Source organism: Pseudomonas gorinensis, from assembly GCF_042015035.1.
Classification (GTDB): Bacteria; Pseudomonadota; Gammaproteobacteria; order Pseudomonadales; family Pseudomonadaceae; genus Aquipseudomonas; species Aquipseudomonas gorinensis.
Genome location: NZ_CP167125.1, coordinates 106,160 through 123,631, shown reverse-complemented (window position 1 = coordinate 123,631; position 17,472 = coordinate 106,160). Strand labels below are relative to the sequence as shown.

At 61.2% G+C, this 17,472-nt stretch carries 13 protein-coding genes; 5 read left to right on the top strand and 8 right to left on the bottom strand.

Annotated features, from left to right (window positions below; all coding sequences use genetic code 11):
* Nucleotides 1–95 precede the first annotated feature (95 nt).
* The 7 genes from AB7933_RS00525 to aspA form a co-directional block, all read right to left on the bottom strand.
* On the bottom strand, nt 96–1,187 hold the full coding sequence (locus tag AB7933_RS00525; RefSeq protein WP_024078167.1) for a polyamine ABC transporter substrate-binding protein: 1,092 nt from the start codon (nt 1,185–1,187) through the stop codon (nt 96–98).
* Complete coding sequence (locus tag AB7933_RS00520; RefSeq protein ID WP_024078166.1) at nt 1,184–2,218, bottom strand: histone deacetylase family protein; 1,035 nt, start codon at nt 2,216–2,218, stop codon at nt 1,184–1,186. Before AB7933_RS00520 ends, AB7933_RS00525 begins: the two co-directional genes overlap by 4 nt.
* A gap of 132 nt (nt 2,219–2,350) precedes the next feature.
* Entirely contained in the window at nt 2,351–3,343 is a 993-nt protein-coding gene (locus AB7933_RS00515) for an AraC family transcriptional regulator (protein WP_024078165.1), read from the bottom strand.
* Nucleotides 3,344–3,402: 59 nt separating this feature from the next.
* The gene (locus tag AB7933_RS00510; protein ID WP_024078164.1) at nt 3,403–7,995 is read right to left on the bottom strand and encodes a dermonecrotic toxin domain-containing protein; all 4,593 of its coding nucleotides are present in this window, start codon (nt 7,993–7,995) and stop codon (nt 3,403–3,405) included.
* Nucleotides 7,996–8,122: 127 nt separating this feature from the next.
* A complete protein-coding gene (locus AB7933_RS00505) occupies nt 8,123–9,100 on the bottom strand; it encodes an asparaginase (RefSeq protein ID WP_024078163.1) in 978 nt (325 codons plus the stop codon).
* 80 nt (nt 9,101–9,180) lie between these two features.
* Nucleotides 9,181–10,626: an alanine/glycine:cation symporter family protein gene (locus tag AB7933_RS00500; RefSeq protein ID WP_024078162.1), complete on the bottom strand. Its 1,446-nt coding sequence runs from the start codon at nt 10,624–10,626 to the stop codon at nt 9,181–9,183.
* A 378-nt stretch (nt 10,627–11,004) separates the two neighbouring features.
* Nucleotides 11,005–12,429, bottom strand: a complete 1,425-nt coding sequence (gene aspA / locus AB7933_RS00495) for an aspartate ammonia-lyase (RefSeq protein ID WP_041161057.1) — start codon at nt 12,427–12,429, stop codon at nt 11,005–11,007.
* 182 nt (nt 12,430–12,611) lie between these two features.
* On the opposite strand from aspA, the gene AB7933_RS00490 reads away from it, so the two are divergent.
* From AB7933_RS00490 to AB7933_RS00470, 5 genes are all read left to right on the top strand, one after another.
* Complete coding sequence (locus AB7933_RS00490; RefSeq protein ID WP_024078160.1) at nt 12,612–13,520, top strand: LysR substrate-binding domain-containing protein; 909 nt, start codon at nt 12,612–12,614, stop codon at nt 13,518–13,520.
* Between the two features lie 345 nt (nt 13,521–13,865).
* A complete protein-coding gene (gene purE, locus AB7933_RS00485) occupies nt 13,866–14,357 on the top strand; it encodes a 5-(carboxyamino)imidazole ribonucleotide mutase (RefSeq protein ID WP_003213411.1) in 492 nt (163 codons plus the stop codon).
* Between the two features lie 11 nt (nt 14,358–14,368).
* Nucleotides 14,369–15,454 (top strand): 5-(carboxyamino)imidazole ribonucleotide synthase, encoded by a 1,086-nt coding sequence (locus AB7933_RS00480; RefSeq protein ID WP_024078159.1) that lies wholly within the window; start codon nt 14,369–14,371, stop codon nt 15,452–15,454.
* A gap of 106 nt (nt 15,455–15,560) precedes the next feature.
* Nucleotides 15,561–15,806: a GlsB/YeaQ/YmgE family stress response membrane protein gene (locus AB7933_RS00475; protein ID WP_024078158.1), complete on the top strand. Its 246-nt coding sequence runs from the start codon at nt 15,561–15,563 to the stop codon at nt 15,804–15,806.
* 78 nt (nt 15,807–15,884) lie between these two features.
* A complete protein-coding gene (locus tag AB7933_RS00470) occupies nt 15,885–16,421 on the top strand; it encodes a DUF3299 domain-containing protein (protein WP_041161056.1) in 537 nt (178 codons plus the stop codon).
* A gap of 119 nt (nt 16,422–16,540) precedes the next feature.
* On the opposite strand, the gene AB7933_RS00465 is transcribed toward AB7933_RS00470, so the two are convergent.
* Nucleotides 16,541–17,440 (bottom strand): D-hexose-6-phosphate mutarotase, encoded by a 900-nt coding sequence (locus AB7933_RS00465; protein WP_024078156.1) that lies wholly within the window; start codon nt 17,438–17,440, stop codon nt 16,541–16,543.
* Nucleotides 17,441–17,472: the final 32 nt, after the last annotated feature.

Genomic DNA, 17,472 nt, shown 5'->3' with positions numbered 1-17,472 from the left:
GAACTTATCGAGGAGCGGTTCGCCCAGGGTGGTAACTAACTGTCGAGTACCTTCAACGACTTACCACCCCTTTGCATTGCCCTCCGATGCCTGCGTTATGTCCCGGACTTGATCTTGGTCCAGGCCCGCGTGCGGGCGCGTTCAGCGTCACGCCCCAGCGGCTTGAGCGTATAGAGCGTGGCCATCGCCGCCTCAGTCGGGTACAGGTTGGGGTTGTTGCGAATCGAGGGGTCGACCTGTTCGGTGGCGTCCTTGTTGGGGTTGGGGTAGCCGACAAAATCGCTGATCGGCGCGATCACCTGCGGTTGCAGCAGGTAGTTGATAAAGGTGTAGGCGTCTTGCGGGTTCTTCGCCCCCTTGGGAATGGCGAGCATGTCGAACCAGATCGGTGCCCCTTCCTTGGGCAGGCGCATGTCAACGGTCACGCCGTTCTTGGCTTCCTTGGCGCGGTTGGCAGCCTGGGAGAAGCTGCCGGAATAACCGACGGCCACGCAGATGTCTCCATTGGCGATATCCGCCATGTATTTGGAGGAGTGGAAGTAGGTGATGTAGGGACGGATCTTCAGCAGCAGCGCTTCGGCTTTGTCATAGTCCTTGGGGTTGCGGCTGTTGGGATCCAGGCCCAGGTGCTGCAGGGCCAGCGGCAGGATCTCGGACGGCGAGTCGAGCAGTGCGACGCCGCATTGTTTGAGCTTGCTGATGTTCTCTTCCTTGAAGATCAGGTCCCAGCTGTCCACCGGCGCATCGGCGCCCAGCGCGGCCTTGACCTTGTCCGGGTTGAAGCCGATCAGGATGGTGCCGTACATATAGGGCACGGCGAATTTATTGCCGGGGTCATTGGCCTCGATCAGCTTCATCAGCTTGGGATCGAGGTGGTTCCAGTTCGGCAGTTGGCTGCGGTCCAGTGGTTGGAACACCCCGGCTTCGATCTGCTTGGCCAGGAACACATTGGACGGCACCACCACGTCATACCCGGAGTTGCCGGTGAGCAGCTTGGCTTCCAGGGCTTCGTTGGTGTCGAAGATGTCGTACACCAGCTTGAGGTTGGGGTTCTGTGCCTTGAAGTCTTCCAGTGCCTTGGGCGTGATGTAGTCGAACCAGTTGTAGACTCGCAGGGTTTTTTCTTCAGCGTGGACCATGCCGCTGATAACGGCGGCGCACAGCACGAGTGACTTGAGCATCTTCATTGGGCAGCCCCCTCAAAACCTTCGAGAACGTTGACGGCATTGATGCCGATTTCTTCGACGGCGTAGCCGCCTTCCATCACGAACAGCGTCGGCTTGCCCAAGTGCGCAATGCGCGCGCCCATCGCCAGGTAGTCCGGGCTGTCGAGTTTGAATTGCGAGATGGGGTCGTGCTTGAACGTGTCCACCCCCAGCGAAACGACAACGATGTCGGCGCCATAGCGCTCAATTTCTGTGCAAGCCTCTTCAAGGGCAGCGCTCCAGCGTTCCCAGCCTGAACCGGCCGGCAAGGGGTAGTTGAAGTTGAAGCCAGTGCCTGCGCCTTCGCCCAGTTCATCGGCATAGCCGAGGAAAAACGGAAACTCCGCTTCGGGGTGGCCGTGGATCGAGGTGAACAGCACATCGCTGCGTTCATAGAAAATCGACTGGGTGCCGTTGCCGTGGTGGTAATCCACATCGAGGATCGCGACGCGCTTGCAGCCTTGATCGAGGAAGGCTTGGGCGGCAATGGCGGCATTGTTGAGATAGCAGTAGCCGCCCATCAAGTCGCTGGCGGCATGGTGCCCCGGCGGGCGGCACAGGGCGAAGGCACTGTGGGCGCCTTGTTGGATGGCAGCCTGGGCCGTGAGGGCGACTTGCGCCGCGCTGTAGGCGGCTTGCCAGGTGCCGGCGGTAATCGGCGCGCCGCCGTCGAAGCTGTAGTAGCCGAGCTGGCCGTGCAGGCTGGCGGGCAATACCCGGCGCAGGGTGCGGGCGGGCCAGGTGTAGGGCAACAGGTCGCCGTCCTGGCCGAATTCGGTCCAGCGTTGCCAGGCCCCCTGGAAGAAGTCGAGGTAGGCGTGGCTGTGGACCCGTTGCAGCGGCGCCAGGCCGAAGTCCCGCGGCCCGTGGACCGGGCCCAGTTCGCGGTCTTTGACCCGTTGCAGCACGTGGTCGGCACGCGAAGGCATCTCGAAGCAGGGCATCAGTTGCCCGTCCATCAGTTCACAACGGCCGTGGTGCAGGTGGTGATCGTCCGAGTAGATCGTCAGCATTTGTTGTTCTCCGCAGGCTGTGTCGGTGCATGCAGTCTTGCGGCGGACGCGGTTTATGAGAACGGCAGGAGCGGCCAAAAGGGGATAAATACGGCCAAATTATCTGTCCGCAATTCGCCCCTCCGTGGGGCGTCATGCGCGAAATTGGCTCGGCGCCACGCCGCTCCAGCGCACAAATGCGTGCCGGAAGCTGGCCGTCTCGCTGAAGCCCAGCGCCTCGGCAATCCGGTAGATCGGCCATTGGTCTTGCGCCAACAGTTGCTTGGCACGCTCGAAGCGCAACTCGTCGAGCAGGTCCTGGTAGCTGCAACCCAGGTCATGCAAGTGCCGGCGCAAGGTTCGCGCTGAACAGTTCATTTGCGTGGCCAAGCCCTCCACGCCGGGCGCGGCGTGGAGCTGAGTGGTGAGCAGTTGGCGAATCCTGCCCAGCCAAGCCTGGCGCCCGGTGAACTCCAGGTTGTGTTTGCGGCAGCGTTCGGCCATGGCCCGGTGGGTAATCGCGTCAGCCAGGGGCAGCGGCTGTTCGAGCCAGTGCCTGTCGAATGCGAAAGCATTGGCGGTGGCCTGGAATTGCAGCGGGCAGGGGAAACGTTCCGCATAGCGCGCGCGGTAGTCCGGGGCGTCATGTTCGAAGCGTGCGGCGAGCAGCGGCAGGGGCTGGCCGAGCAGGTCGTCGCAGATCACTTTCAGCGACGCCAGGCACAGTTCGACGTTGAACGTCTCCAGCGTCGGGTTTTCCCGGTAGCCACTGGCAGTGAACCAGATGCGCTCGCCCTCTTCTTCAAGGCTCAGTTCGAAGAGTGTTCCCAACAGCGCTGGATAACGCAGCGCCAGGCGCAAAGCGTCACCGAAGGTGGCACTGGTGAGCAGCGCGTAACCCAGCATGCCGTAGGCCGACACATGCATCTGGCGGCCCAGCTCCAGGCCGACATCGCGACGCAGGGCCACGGCGTTGGCGCACACGCGCATTTCCTGATTGGTGGTGATGCGCGTGTCGGCGCGGCTCAAGTCCGCCGCACAGATGCCGCTGCCCGCAAGCAACGCCTCGCTGTCCTGGCCTTCGGCCTTGAAGGTGTTGAGCACCAGCGACACCGCGTTGAGGGTGGTGAGATGAGCGTGCAGCATCGACGGCTCCAACGTGGCAGGTACGGTGAAAGAGCAAGTTGTGTGCCGTCGCCCGTGCATCAGGTCAAGTTGAAAAACAGTGTTTGTGCCTGGCTCTCGTTGATCTCGCTGCGGTGGAAGGCCACGCGTTGTGCGCTGCTCAGGCGCCTGATGGTGTCGGCTGTAGCGCCAAGGCTTTGCTCCTGGGGTGTCTTGAGGCGCGCACTGAGAAACGACCTGAGGGTGGTCCAGTCGGTCGAATAGTGGAAATGCGCATACCAGAGCACCTTATGGGTGCTGCGATCGGTGATGGAGTACTCGTCCAGGTAGTCCGGAGTGGCGGATTTTATGCGGCGTCGGTTGATTGTTTTTTTGATACTGATGGCGTTGCGATCCTTGAGCCATTGCACGCCGGAAGGCGTGGGCGGGTGCTGCTTGGTCATTCTCAGCACGTTTTCTATGGATTGCTGATACAGCGTGGCGGTAGCCTCGGCGAGGGATTTCTTGACGCTGCTGGCCAGGGTGACGTCGCCCTGGGCAAGGTTTTTCTGGGTCAGTGCTTGCTCGATGTCGCGGCTGGCCTGCTCCAGGCGATGGGCGTGTTGATGGTAGAGGTACTCGATGCCGATGGGCGTGCGTTGGGCTTGATTGGCCAGCTCGGTGATTCGCTGTTTGAAGGCTGTCAACCCAGTGAGCAGGGTGTTGCCCGTGGTCACACTGGCTTGCAGGTCGATGGGCAGGTTGACCGTTTTTACGGTCTTGGCCCGCTGGACCCAAAAGCCGTCTGATTTTTCGTGAAACGTGGCCACCACGGTATTGGACAGGGGCGAACGGACATCCACCAGCCCGGTTTCCTGGCCCGTTGCAGACAACTGCGGTTCGCCGACCACCATGCCGTGGTAGCGAGTTCTGATGAACTTTTTCTGTGGGAGTGGGGGCGTGGACGGCGGACGGGGGGTGGATCGCAGGGTGCTGCGGCTGGCGGCCAGCAGCGCCAGCTGAGTCGTGGTCTGTTTGGTGTACCCGCTGAGTTGGTCGCGCAAGCGAGTCAATGCTTGCGCCTGGGAAATGTCGGGGAATTCAGTGGGAAAGTCTCGCAGGCGTTCGTCCAGCAGCGTGAACTGTTCGATCAGGCTGCTCAGTGTTTCGATCTGCTCGTCGATCCGCCTGTCACTGCGCTCGCGCAATGTATCGCGCAGGGCCTGGATGGCGATGTCGCAGGCGTCGACAATCTGGTCGATGGCCAGCCACGCCTGGGGTTCGCTCAGTATGGTGTCTTCACGCAGGCAGAGATTGCGGGCAAGGGACACCTGTAACGCCTTGAGGTCATCGCTGCGGTAACTGGGAAGCAGGCTTTTGGTGCTTTGTATCAAGCGTAACCCTTCGCTTGAAAGATCGCGCAGTTGGGTGAATCGTGATTCGAAGTAATCCATGCATTGAATCATTCTCCCCAACATTTCAGTCATTTCGTTGGACTGGGGGATATCCCGCTCTTGCGGGGCTTTGGCCTGGCGCTCGATCTGCTCCAGCGTTGTCTTGAGCTTGGGGGCGAAGGTTTTCAGTATTTCAGTGAGGCCCGCCTGGCTCAAACTCAACTGAGCTTTGATGTACCCGATGGCGCGAAACTGGAAGTCTGGTGTCGGTGCAAAAACATTCAAGGTCTTGAGGTCTTGCAGGGCTGTTTCATAGTTCGCGCATTGACTGTCCAGCAGTCCGAGGTAGACGTTGCGCTTGGCCTGGGCTGTGGCTGCGGGAGCGTCGAGCATGGCTTGCAGTGCACGTTGCAGCTCCTCTTGCGCAGCTTGTTTGCGTTGCTCGAAAGTCGTGAGTTGGTTGCGCATCTGGTTCACTTGACGCTCGGCCAGTGCCCGGGCTTTTCTTTCCTGGCTCTTGGAGCCGCCTCCGCGCAGACGCAAGCGGGTGTCGATGAACCACTCCCCCTTGAGGTTGCCGATCACAAAGGGGCCAGAGCGAGTGGGTTGCTGGGGATCGATGATCTGCACCTCGTCATTTTCGTCGACCGTGACTTCAAACCAGCGTTGGCCCACTGGTGCGTACCACTTACTGCGCAACGGGTAGAGGTATCGTTGAGGGCCCCTACGTGACGAGGCCGGGTTTTGCACCGCTGGTTTTTCGACTTTGAAACTGTCCAGCAGCTTGCCCAGGTCGGTGGTAGTACGGTTGATCGCGCCGAGGGTATGCAGCACGTGGGGATGATCGCTGGGCAGGGCAGGCGAACTGATGTCGGTCAGTTGTTTGATCACCGTGGGTTTTGCGGTGGCCGTTTGTTGCGTTTGCTCTACCGGTTCTTCGACTGCCAAAGCGCTGCCTGACGGGGGGTTGCGGCTGGCAATATGCAGGGTCAACGCCATGCCCAGGTTGAGGAACAGGCCTGTCAGGGCCGACCATTCGGCCGCTTTGTCTTGCTTTTTATCCGCGTCGACGGCCTCTTGCAGTTGGTCGAGGATCTGCCAGATCCAGGCCGCGGCGTTTACGGTTCGCCCCAAAAAAGGCAGTACGGCAGTGAACGCCAGCCAGCTGGCCTGCTTGAACGATGCCCAGCGGGCTTCTGCATTTGAAACCGATTGACGGTCTGCCAATGTAACCAGCGCATTGGCGTTGGCTTTGTACAACTGGCCGGTCAGGTGGTCGTTGAGCGTCTGGTGGCCCAGGCCCATGGGCCCGTTCATCAGCAGCAGCTTCGCAGGGTCTACGAGAAGCTCGACGGCGGCCCAGGGCGACGGCAGTTCGCCGGGAAAGGCGTAGCGGGCATAGTCGCTGCGCACACCGTCGGGCAGCCAGGCCAATACTGAGTCGCGCAACGCTTGGGATTGGCGGATCGCATACAGCAGGTTGGCCGGTGACGGGTATTGCATCAACTGCGGCTCCAGCATCGGACGGTACAACAGGCAAGGGCCGGTATCCGGGTCCTGCGGGCCAATCACATACATATTGGCGACCGTGTCTTGCGTGGCGTTGTCGCGGTGTTTCGGAATGAAAGCCAGGGGGCGCAGGACAATGGTCTGACCGTCGACCTGACGGTTTGACACCTCTTTATTCAATACGGCGACGATGTAGCGATACCCCAACTCGTCAATCCCATTTTCCTGACGGATCTTGAACTGCAATGCCAGGAGCGGCAGTTGGATACGCAAATGGTTGCTGTACAGGTATTGCCTGCGCGCGGACTCCAGCGGGTTGTCGAGCAGTTTCTGTTTGACCTGGGCGGGGTACTGTTGACCGATGTCCACCTTGCGAATCAGGGCCTCGACGTACGCTACGGTCATCCAGGCCGGTAAGGCATTGCTATCGCTATCCAAGTGAATGCTTTTGTTACCGACCGGCAGGCTGATCAGGCTTTGCAGGGCAAGTTCGGCAAGGCTGAAGGTTGTGACGTCGACCTTGCCTGGAAGGGTAAAACTGCCCCAGACCACGGGGCTTTGCACCCGGATCTCGACTCTATCCAGGCGCAGGTTCGCGGCATCGCTGTGTTCCTTGAGCATTTCTGCGCGCAGCTTGGTCAGTGCGTATTCCTGAATGGGAGGGATGTCGTCTTGAAAAGACTTGCCAGCATTCAGGCTGTGCAGGGCGGCGAGGTCTTTCAGGTGGCGCGCATAGAGATCCAAGTCGCTGGTGGAGGCGACTTTCAGCCAATCGGGTAGCAGGTGACGTAAGCGTGCCAGGTCGGGGTGTTTATCACCGGCCAGTTCTTCAGCGGCGGCCGGGACGTTGAGTGAGGACTCGGTGGGGTCGACGCGACGCAGTTGCCCAAGGTCGAGCTGCCCGATGAACGCGATCTGCTGGGCAATCAACGCGCAGGCCTGGTGGTCAAAAAAGTGGCCATCGGGCTCGAACAGTCGCCACTGTATGTTCGTGGGGGCTGGGGAGGGCAAGTGACTGGGTAAGCTGCGCCCCAGTTGCTCCAGCGAGGTGAACTTTTCGTAGCCGTTGAGCAGTGAGTACATGAGGATCATCGGCTTCCCTGCGTGGCTGCCGATCAGCACGGCCATTGACAGCATGGCCAGGTGTTTGACGGTTTCGCCGTCCACCCTGTCGACATCTATCAGGTAGGCCCGGCTGGCATAGGGGTCCTTGGCTTGACGGAGCTTGTGCTCCGGCGACATGAACAGATTGCGGGCCATCGCGCATTCCTGCGCGTTCCAGTCTTCGACGGCAGTGACATTCCAGATTGATCGCAATGTGTTGGACAGCACCTGCCAGTGTGGGCCGGAGGTTCCATTGGTTGAGTTCCAGAAGTCCACTTGAAGTTCTTGATACGCCGTCTTCATCACGGGCGCGAGCACGTTGATCAACTGCGCTATTTGAGCGATACGCACGGGGAGATGGCGGGGGGAATGCGTGTTTTTTGGCTGAATGAGGTAATGCTGGCCCTCAGTGAACAACGTCGGAATGCCCGAGACCGCCTGGTTGGCGAGAATATCGGTGAGATGCTGTTGCGTCGGAGCGCCGACGACGATCTCGTCGTCAACGAGCTCGGCTACCGGTGTGACGACCGTGGCAACATCGGGATCGATATGCAGGTCCGGGTAAAGCTCTTGCAGTGATCGGCGCAACAGCACGCCGGCGGCTTCCCTGAAGGCGGGGCCTACGCAGAGCTGAGTGATCAGCGAATCAGTGGGGCTGTGAGGAGCGGTAGAAGGTAGTTGGCTCATGGGGTCCTGCCTTGCCGTTTCATGAATGCTGCCGAAAGAACAGCTTCGGCATGCTAGAAAGGCGCAAGGCAGGCATGAGGCTAACTATGTAGTGGGCCGGTGTTTTTACTCAGGTTTACAGCGCAGCTCAGGCCAGCTCACCGCACAGGTCAAGCTCCACCAGGTGTCGGACGTCATCCGTTGCAAGCCCTGCACCGAGCAGCGCGTGGAGCTTGCCGAAGACGGCTTCGCGGGTCATGCCACCGCCGGAAAGCACACCTGCACCGCGCAACCGGCTGCCGGCCTCGTACACGTCCAGTTCAACGCCGCCTTCGTGGCATTGGGTGATTGCAACCACGACCACGTCCAGGTCTTGCGCCCGCTTGAGGCTGGCGAGGAACGCAGGGTTATCACTCGGTCCCGTGCCGCTGCCAAAGCATTCCAGCACCAGCGCCTGAAGGCCGCTGTCGACCAGTGCATCCAGTTGCCCGGCGGCGATACCTGGCACCAATGGCAGCACGCCCACATTCGCGATGGCCTTGGGTTGGCGGTAATGCAGGGCGGCCGGGATCATTTCGGCCTGGGCGACGCCACCATTACGCTGCAAGGCCGCAAACGGATGGCGACCAAAGCTGCGGATCTTCGCGCAACGGGTGGGCGCCATCAGCGCACCGTGGAAGTACAGTTGCACACCCGGTGCCAGGCCTTCGCCCAGCGCCTGCAAGGCACCGCTGACGTTTTCCCAGGCATCGCTGTCGGGTACCCCGGCAGGCAGCATGGAACCGGTGAACACGACCGGCGCGGGCAGGCCCAGCAATTGAAAACTCATGGCGGCCGCGCTGTAGGCCAGGGTGTCGGTGCCGTGCAGGATCAGTACCGCGTCGCAACCCTCGTCCACGGCCTCGACCACGGCGGTGCGCAGGTGCTGCCAGTAGGCGGGGGTCATGTTGGCGCTGTCGATCAGCGGCGACATTTCCCGAAAGCGCCAGGCGGGCAATGGCTGGTTGGCAAGTTGTTCGCGCATGCGCGCTTCGAAACCGGACGCGGGCGCCAGGCCGTTGGCGCTGGCCTGCATGCCGATGGTGCCACCGGTGTAGAGCACCATGATGTTGTGGGATGGGGACATGAGTTTTCTCCTGAACGAAAAACGCCGCCGGGCCCAGAGCATGCCCAAGGCCGGGCGGCGTGTCATCTATCTACCTGGGCTCAGCGTTGCACTTGAGCGTTCAGCTCAACTGCCGGGGCCGCTTGCGGCTTTACCGGGTTGGCCGGCCAGGCCTTGCGGTCCAGGTCCAGGTCAGGGAACTGGCTGGAGTCGAACACCGGGGTCTTGATGCCTGCCGCGCGCTGGTTGTCGTAGTCATTCAGGATGCGCATGGCAATCTTGAACAGGAACGCCAGGGCGAACAGGTTGACGAACGCCAGCAGGGTCATGGTGATGTCGGCGAAGGCGAACACGGTGCTCAGGTTCTCGATCGAGCCCCAGAAAATCAGCACCAGCACCAGCGCGCGGTAGCCCATCAGCACCTTGCGGTTGTTACCCACCAGGAAGCGCAGGTTGCTCTCGCCCAGGTAGTAGTTGTACATGATCGAGGTGAACACGAACAACGCCAGGGCCACCGAGATAAACATGCGGCCCCAGTCACCCACTACAGCCGCCAGGGAGTTCTGGGTCAGGGCAATGCCGTCGCCTTCAAAGCCTGGGGTGTAGAAGCCGGAGAGCAGGATCAGCAATGCGGTGCAGGTGCAGATCACGAAGGTGTCGAGGAACACGCTGAACGCTTGCACCACGCCTTGGGCGATCGGATGTTCCACCGACGCGACCGCCGCCACGTTCGGCGCACTGCCCAGCCCGGCTTCGTTGGCGAACACGCCGCGCTTCACACCCATGATGATCGCGCTGCCCACCAGGCCACCGAAGGCTTGGTCGAGGCCGAAGGCGCTCTTGACGATGGTCGCGAGCATGGCCGGCACGTGGTCGAATTGCAGCACGATCACATACAGGGTCACGGCGATGTACACCAGGGTCTTGACCGGTACCAGCAGGTCGGCGATCGACGCGATGCGCTTGATCCCGCCGATGAACACCAGGCCCAGCAGGACTGCGAGGGCCAGGCCGGTGTAGGTGGTATCCAGGCCAAAGGCGTTGTTCAGCGAGTGGGTCACGGCATGGGCTTGCAGGCCGTTGAACGCAAAGCCGAAGGTCACCAGCAGCAGGAACGCCATGACCATACCCAACCAGCGTTTGTGCAGGCCGTGCTGGATGTAATAGGCCGGGCCGCCACGGTAGGTGCCTTCAGCGTCAGTGCGCTTGTACAGCTGGCCGAGGGAGCACTCGATAAAGCTCGAAGACATGCCCACCAGCGCGGTGACCCACATCCAGAACACGGCACCCGGGCCACCCAGGGTCACGGCAATGCCGACACCTGCGATGTTACCGGCACCCACACGGCCGGCGAGGCTGAGCATCAGCGCCTGGAACGAACTGAGCTGGTCGGAGCTGTTTTTCAGGCTGTCGCGAAACACCGAAAACATGTGGAAAAAGTGACGCAACTGGACGAAACGCGAGCGGATCGTGAAATAACCGCCGAGCCCGACAATGAGCACGATCAGTACTTTCCCTGAGAGGAAGTCGTTGATGACTTCGAGCATGGAGTGTTCCTCGCTGATTTTTCTAATGGCAAACGCAGGACGGTCCTACCCCTCGCATAGCACCAGGCAGTGCGCGACGGTTCGACCCATCCTTTTGCGGGTGTTGTTATTCATGCGGTTTCGCGCGTGTCCGGGCCTCGTTGCCGACGGCCGCTGGCGCGAAGAGGGGCGGCACTATACCTAGGCGAACGTGATCCGTCTGCTCGGACTGATTAAAGGTTTCAGCCAAGGGGTGTCGGGTAGGGGCGATGTTGGAATTTTTATGGGCGTCATTTCACAACCTTGAGGCAAAAAAAAGGGCCTGAAGAACGAGCCTTCAGGCCCTCAAAAGGTGAGAGGTGTCTAGTCCCTCAACCTGGTGAGCGGTGCAACAAACGCTTAGGCCTTCAACGGGACCAAACGTGGAGCGATCATGTTTTCGGGGCGCAGGATGTCGTCGAGCATGGCGTCGTCGAGCAAGCCTTCTTCGCGCACCAGTTCCAGCACGCCGCGGCCGCTTTCGAGGGCGATACGCGCGATGCGGGTGGCGTTTTCATAGCCGATGTACGGGTTCAGCGCGGTGACCAGGCCGATGGAGTGCTCCACCAGCTCGCGGCAGCGGGCTTCGTTGGCGGTGATGCCGACGATGCAGTGTTCGCGCAGCATGTCCATGGCGCGTTGCAGCAGGCGGATGGAGTCGAAGATCTTGAAGGCGATCAGTGGCTCCATCACGTTCAACTGCAGTTGGCCACCTTCGGCCGCCATGGTCAGGGCCAGGTCGTTACCGATGACTTGGAACGCCACTTGGTTGACCGCTTCCGGGATCACCGGGTTGACCTTGCCGGGCATGATCGAGCTGCCTGGCTGGCGCGCCGGCAGGTTGATCTCGTTGATACCGGTGCGTGGGCCGCTGGACAGCAGGCGCAGGTCGTTGCAGATCTTCGACAGCTTCACAGCGGTACGCTTGAGCATGCCGGAGAACAGCACGAAGGCGCCCATGTCGGAGGTGGCTTCGATCAGGTCGGCAGCCGGGACCACGGGCTGGCCGCTGATAACGGCCAGGCGTTGTACGGCCAGGGCCTGGTAGCGCGGGTCGGCGTTGATGCCGGTACCGATGGCGGTGCCGCCCAGGTTCACTTCAGTCAGCAGCTCGGGTGCCAGGGTTTTCAGGCGGGCCAGGTCTTCACCGAGGGTGGTGGCGAACGCGCGGAATTCCTGGCCGAGGGTCATCGGCACGGCGTCTTGCAGTTGGGTGCGGCCCATTTTCAGCACGTGGCTGAATTCGACGCCTTTGGCGGCGAACGCCTGGATCAGGCTGTCGAGGCTGGCCAGCAGCGCGTCATGGCCCAACAGCAGACCCAGGCGGATCGCGGTGGGGTAGGCGTCGTTGGTCGACTGCGCCATGTTCACGTCGTTGTTGGGGTGCAGGTACTGGTATTCGCCCTTCTGGTGGCCCATGGCCTCCAGCGCGATGTTGGCGATGACTTCGTTGGCATTCATGTTGGTTGAAGTGCCGGCGCCGCCTTGAATCATGTCCACCACGAATTCTTCGTGGAAATCGCCGCGGATCAGACGGGCACAGGCTTCGCTGATAGCGGCGTGCTTGGCTTCGCTGAGCTGGCCCAACTCACGGTTGGCGTCAGCGGCAGCTTGCTTGACCATTGCCAGGCCGACCACCAATTTCGGGTAATGCGAAATCGGAACGCCCGAGAGGCGGAAGTTATTCACCGCTCGCAGGGTCTGGATGCCGTAATACGCTTGAGCGGGTACTTCGAGTACGCCAAGCAGGTCTTTTTCTGTGCGGAATGATGCAGCGGAGGACATGACGGAAATCATCTCGATATGGACCCGGAACAGGCCGGAACGCTGCGAATGCTAGGCCTGTAGGAAATTTTGGGCCAATGCTGTTAAACACTGGCCTATGCATAAACGGCATAATGCAGGTGTGACCCGGCTATCATGACGGGCGTGTGTGCCAAAATGGTGCGTATCCGTGGGAGGCAGTGATGAACCTTGAGAGCAAATGGCTGGAAGACTTCAGCGCCTTGGCGGCGACTCGCAGCTTTTCCCAGGCGGCGGAGCGACGGTTTGTCACCCAGCCAGCGTTCAGCCGACGTATTCGCAGCCTTGAGGCCGCACTGGGCCTGACCCTGGTCAACCGCTCGCGCACGCCGGTGGAGCTGACGGCGGCCGGGCAACTGTTCCTGGTCACCGCGCGCACCGTGGTCGAACAACTCGGTGAAGTGCTGCGCCATTTGCATCACCTGGAAGGCGGGCAGGGTGAGGTCATGCAAGTGGCCGCTGCCCACTCCCTGGCATTGGGCTTCTTCCCGCGCTGGATCGCACAACTGCGCAATGAAGGTCTGAACATCGCCACGCGGCTGGTGGCCACCAACGTCGGCGACGCCGTACACGCCCTGCGCGAAGGCGGTTGCGACCTGATGCTGGCGTTCTATGACCCGGATGCGGCGATGCAGATGGACGCCGAGATCTTCCCGTCGCTGCACCTGGGCAACACCGAAATGCTCCCGGTGTGCGCGGCCGACGCCGAGGGCAAGCCGCTGTTCGACCTGGAAGGCGAGGGCAGCGTGCCGTTGCTGGCCTACAGTGCTGGCGCGTTCCTCGGCCGTTCGGTGCATTTGCTGTTACGTCAACGCGCCCTGCGTTTTACCACGGTTTACGAAACGGCCATGGCCGACAGCCTCAAGAGCATGGCCCTGGAAGGCCTGGGTATTGCCTGGGTGCCGCAATTGAGTGTGCGTGCCGAACTGGCGCGCGGTGAATTGGTGGTGTGCGGCGGGCCGCAATGGCATGTGCCGCTGGAAATTCGGCTGTATCGCTGTGCGTTGGTGCGTAAGGCGAATGTGCGGTTGTTGTGGCGTAAGTTGGAAGGTGGGGCGGCGCAGAACACCTGAGCCCAATCTCGGGCCAAATGCAGGGCAAATGTGGAAGGGGGGCTTGCCCCCGATTGCGGTGTGTCAGGCACTGAATATGTCACTACTACACTGCTATCGGGGTGTAGCCCCCTCCCACAGGGTTTTGTGGTGATCTGGCTGACTTGAAAGTCAATAAAACCGCCGGTTTGCACGGCTAGACAGATGGTCATTCCAGGGGCTGTTTATCTGCGTTATTACGGTATACTGCGCGGCCTTCGGCCGGTCCAACCGGCCAAATTTCGTACAACAAGCCACGCCGGATTTCCCGCGTGGCTTGTTGTTTTTTGACGCGCCTGCGGGCGCCCAGAGAGAAGAGGCACGACGATGAGTGCATTGGTTGGCGTGATCATGGGCTCCAAGTCCGATTGGTCCACCCTTAGCCACACCGCCGATATGCTGGAAAAACTCGGCATTCCGTATGAAGTGAAAGTGGTCTCTGCCCACCGCACCCCGGACTTGCTGTTTCAGTATGCCGATGAAGCAGAATCCCGTGGCATTGAGGTGATCATCGCCGGTGCCGGCGGTGCAGCGCACCTGCCAGGCATGTGTGCGGCCAAGACCCACCTGCCGGTGCTCGGCGTGCCGGTGCAGTCGTCGATGCTCTCGGGCGTGGATTCGCTGTTGTCCATCGTGCAGATGCCGGCCGGCATCCCGGTGGCGACCCTGGCAATCGGCAAGGCCGGCGCGATCAATGCCGCCTTGCTGTCTGCCAGCATCCTGGGCGCCAAGCATCCGCAGTTCCACGCTGCGCTGAAAAAATTCCGTGCTGAGCAGACAGACAGCGTGCTGGACAATCCAGACCCACGCATTGCCTGAGGTTGTTGACGATGAAAATCGGTGTAATCGGTGGCGGCCAACTGGGCCGCATGCTGGCCTTGGCGGGAACCCCGCTGGGGATGAACTTTGCTTTCCTGGACCCGGCGCCGGACGCCTGCGCGGCGGCCCTCGGTGAACACCTGCGCGCTGACTACAGCGACCCGGATCACCTGCGCCAGCTGGCGGACGAAGTTGACCTGGTGACCTTCGAGTTCGAAAGTGTCCCGGCTGAAACTGTGGCGTTCCTGTCGCAGTTCGTGCCGGTATACCCGAGCGCCGAAGCCTTGCGTATCGCTCGCGACCGCTGGTTCGAGAAGAGCATGTTCAAGGACCTGGGCATTCCAACCCCGGCCTTCGCCGATATCCAGTCCCAGGCGGACCTGGACGCCGCCGTTGCCAGTATCGGCCTGCCGGCTGTGCTGAAAACCCGCACCCTGGGTTACGACGGTAAGGGCCAGAAAGTCCTGCGCACCCCAGCGGATGTGGTCGGCACCTTCGCCGAGCTGGGCAGCGTGGCCTGCCTGCTGGAAGGCTTCGTACCCTTCACCGGTGAAGTGTCGTTGATCGCCGTGCGCGCCCGTGATGGCGAAACCCGCTTTTACCCGCTGGTGCACAACACTCACGACAGCGGCATCCTCAAACTGTCCGTGGCCAGCACCGATCACCCGTTGCAGGCCCTGGCCGAAGACTATTCCAGCCGCGTGCTCAAGCAGCTGGATTATGTCGGTGTGATGGCGTTCGAGTTCTTTGAAGTCGACGGTGGCCTCAAGGCCAACGAAATCGCCCCGCGTGTACACAACTCCGGGCACTGGACCACCGAAGGCGCCGAGTGCAGCCAGTTTGAAAACCACCTGCGTGCTATCGCAGGCTTGCCCCTGGGTTCCACGGCCAAGGTGGGCGAGAGCGCGATGCTCAACTTTATCGGCGTCGTACCGTCGGTCGAGCGCGTCATTGCCATCGATGACTGCCACCTGCATCACTACGGCAAGGCCTTCAAGGCCGGGCGCAAGGTCGGTCACGCCAACCTGCGCTGCAAGGATCGCGCAACGCTGCAAGCGCAGATCCTCAAGGTCGAAGCGCTGATCGCCGAGCAATAAACCCAGGGGGCGGCGGGAACCATTCGGCTATCGCCGTCCTCTGATTGCAGGATGCCAAAGCCTGTCCAGGCTTTGGCATAGCTCACTTCATTCAGAGGGAAATGCCATGGGTATCATCGGAACCATCTTTATCGGCTTGATCGTCGGCCTGCTGGCGCGTTTCCTCAAGCCCGGCGACGACAGCATGGGTTGGATCATGACCATCCTGTTGGGTATCGCCGGTTCCCTGGCCGCGACCTACGGTGGTCAGGCACTGGGTATCTACCAGGCGGGCCAAGGTGCGGGCTTTATCGGCGCACTCGTCGGCGCAATCATCCTGCTGGTGATCTACGGCCTGATCAAAAAGAACTGATCAGCCGACAAAGTCCTCTGCGCTGCGCAGGCGCAGAGGGCTAGAATGCTCGGCACTTGTTACTTGCCGAGCCTTTCCATGCGCCGTTTTCTGTTGACTCTTCTCTTGCTGGGCTCTGGCCTGGCACACGCCGGCGAACTGCCGGAAACCGACTGGCTCGACCTGATGCCGCTGTCGGACCAGAAGGCCCTCGAGGCCATGCCCGAGATCGACCACAACTCCCCCGAAGCCCAAGGCACCTTCACCGATAAAGGTGGCTTGAAGCAGAGCAAAGGCTTGCCGGCGGTGATGTATTCCACCAAGACCGTGGCCGCCATGAACGGCAAGAACATCCGCATCGGCGGCTACCCGGTTCCGTTGGAAACCGATGCCAAGGGCCGCAGTACGCTGTTCTTCCTGGTGCCCTACCCAGGCGCGTGTATCCACGTGCCGCCACCGCCACCTAACCAGTTGGTGCTGGTGCGCTATCCCAAGGGCTTGAAGTTGGATGATATCTACACGCCGCTGTGGGTCACGGGCACGTTGAAGGTGGAGAAGGTGAATAACGACCTGGCGGATGCGGCCTATGCGCTGGATGCGGGCAAGGTGCGGGTGGTGAAGGAGTCGGATCTCTAAACCACACTGCAAATCAATATGGGAGGGGGCTTGCCCCCGATAGCGGTGATGAAGTCACCAGAGACAGTGACTGACCCCCTGCAATCGGGAGCAAGCCCCCTCCCACATTTTGATTGGGTTTACAAAGTGATACTGGTGATGCTCACGCCCAGCGTGTGGCTTTCACCCGGCGCCAACGCCACCACATCATCCAGCACATTCGCCGTCTCGATGCACAGCATGCCCTGCCAGCCATCGTCGGCCATGTCGTCGAAAGCCTTGGCGCGTTCGGTCCAGGGGTTCCAGATCACGGTAGATTTCGAGCCTTGGCTGGTGAGCTGGATGCGGCGCTGCCAGTCGTTATCGACGATGTTCAGTTGCGCGGGTGTATCGAGGTAGATGCGGTCGGTCTCGGCGCTGAACTGCAGCAGGCCGGTTTGCGTCTTCTCGCTCCAGCCATCGGCGGTATCGATGTACGCCGAGCCGTCCAGGCCTTCGACCTGCACGTTGCGTACGTCGCTGACGGCGAAGTAGGTGTGCAGCGCCTGGCTGAGCGTGACAGTGTGGTCGCCACGGTTATGGCTGGTCAGACGGATATGCAGTTGGTCGTCCAACAGCAGGCTCAGCTTCAGGTCGACCTGATGGGGCCAGCCGGGGAAGCCGCCTGTGGGCACTGGCAGCACCAGGTCGACGCGCAACCCTGTGCCTTCAAGTGCGGTCCCGGCCAACGCCCATAGGGCGGTGCGCACAAAACCGTGGGCGCCGGCCGGGGTATCACTCTGGCGCATCGCCTTGACGCTTTGAGGGTTGCGATCGAACACGCCAAACCACGGCCAGCACACCGGCACACCCGTGCGAATGCCTTTGCCTGTCTTGAACACGGCGGCCTTGTTCGGCCAGATCAGCGGCTGCTCGCCTGCGCGTTGGTAACTGATGATGTGCGCGCCCTGCTGGGCCACCATCAGTTGCGCACCGTTGTGGCGGATGCGCCAGCAGTCCAGCTCGTCGACTTTCACGGTTTCAACGTGGGGCGTAGGCATACAAAAGCACTCTCAATGGCAGGCAATGGGGC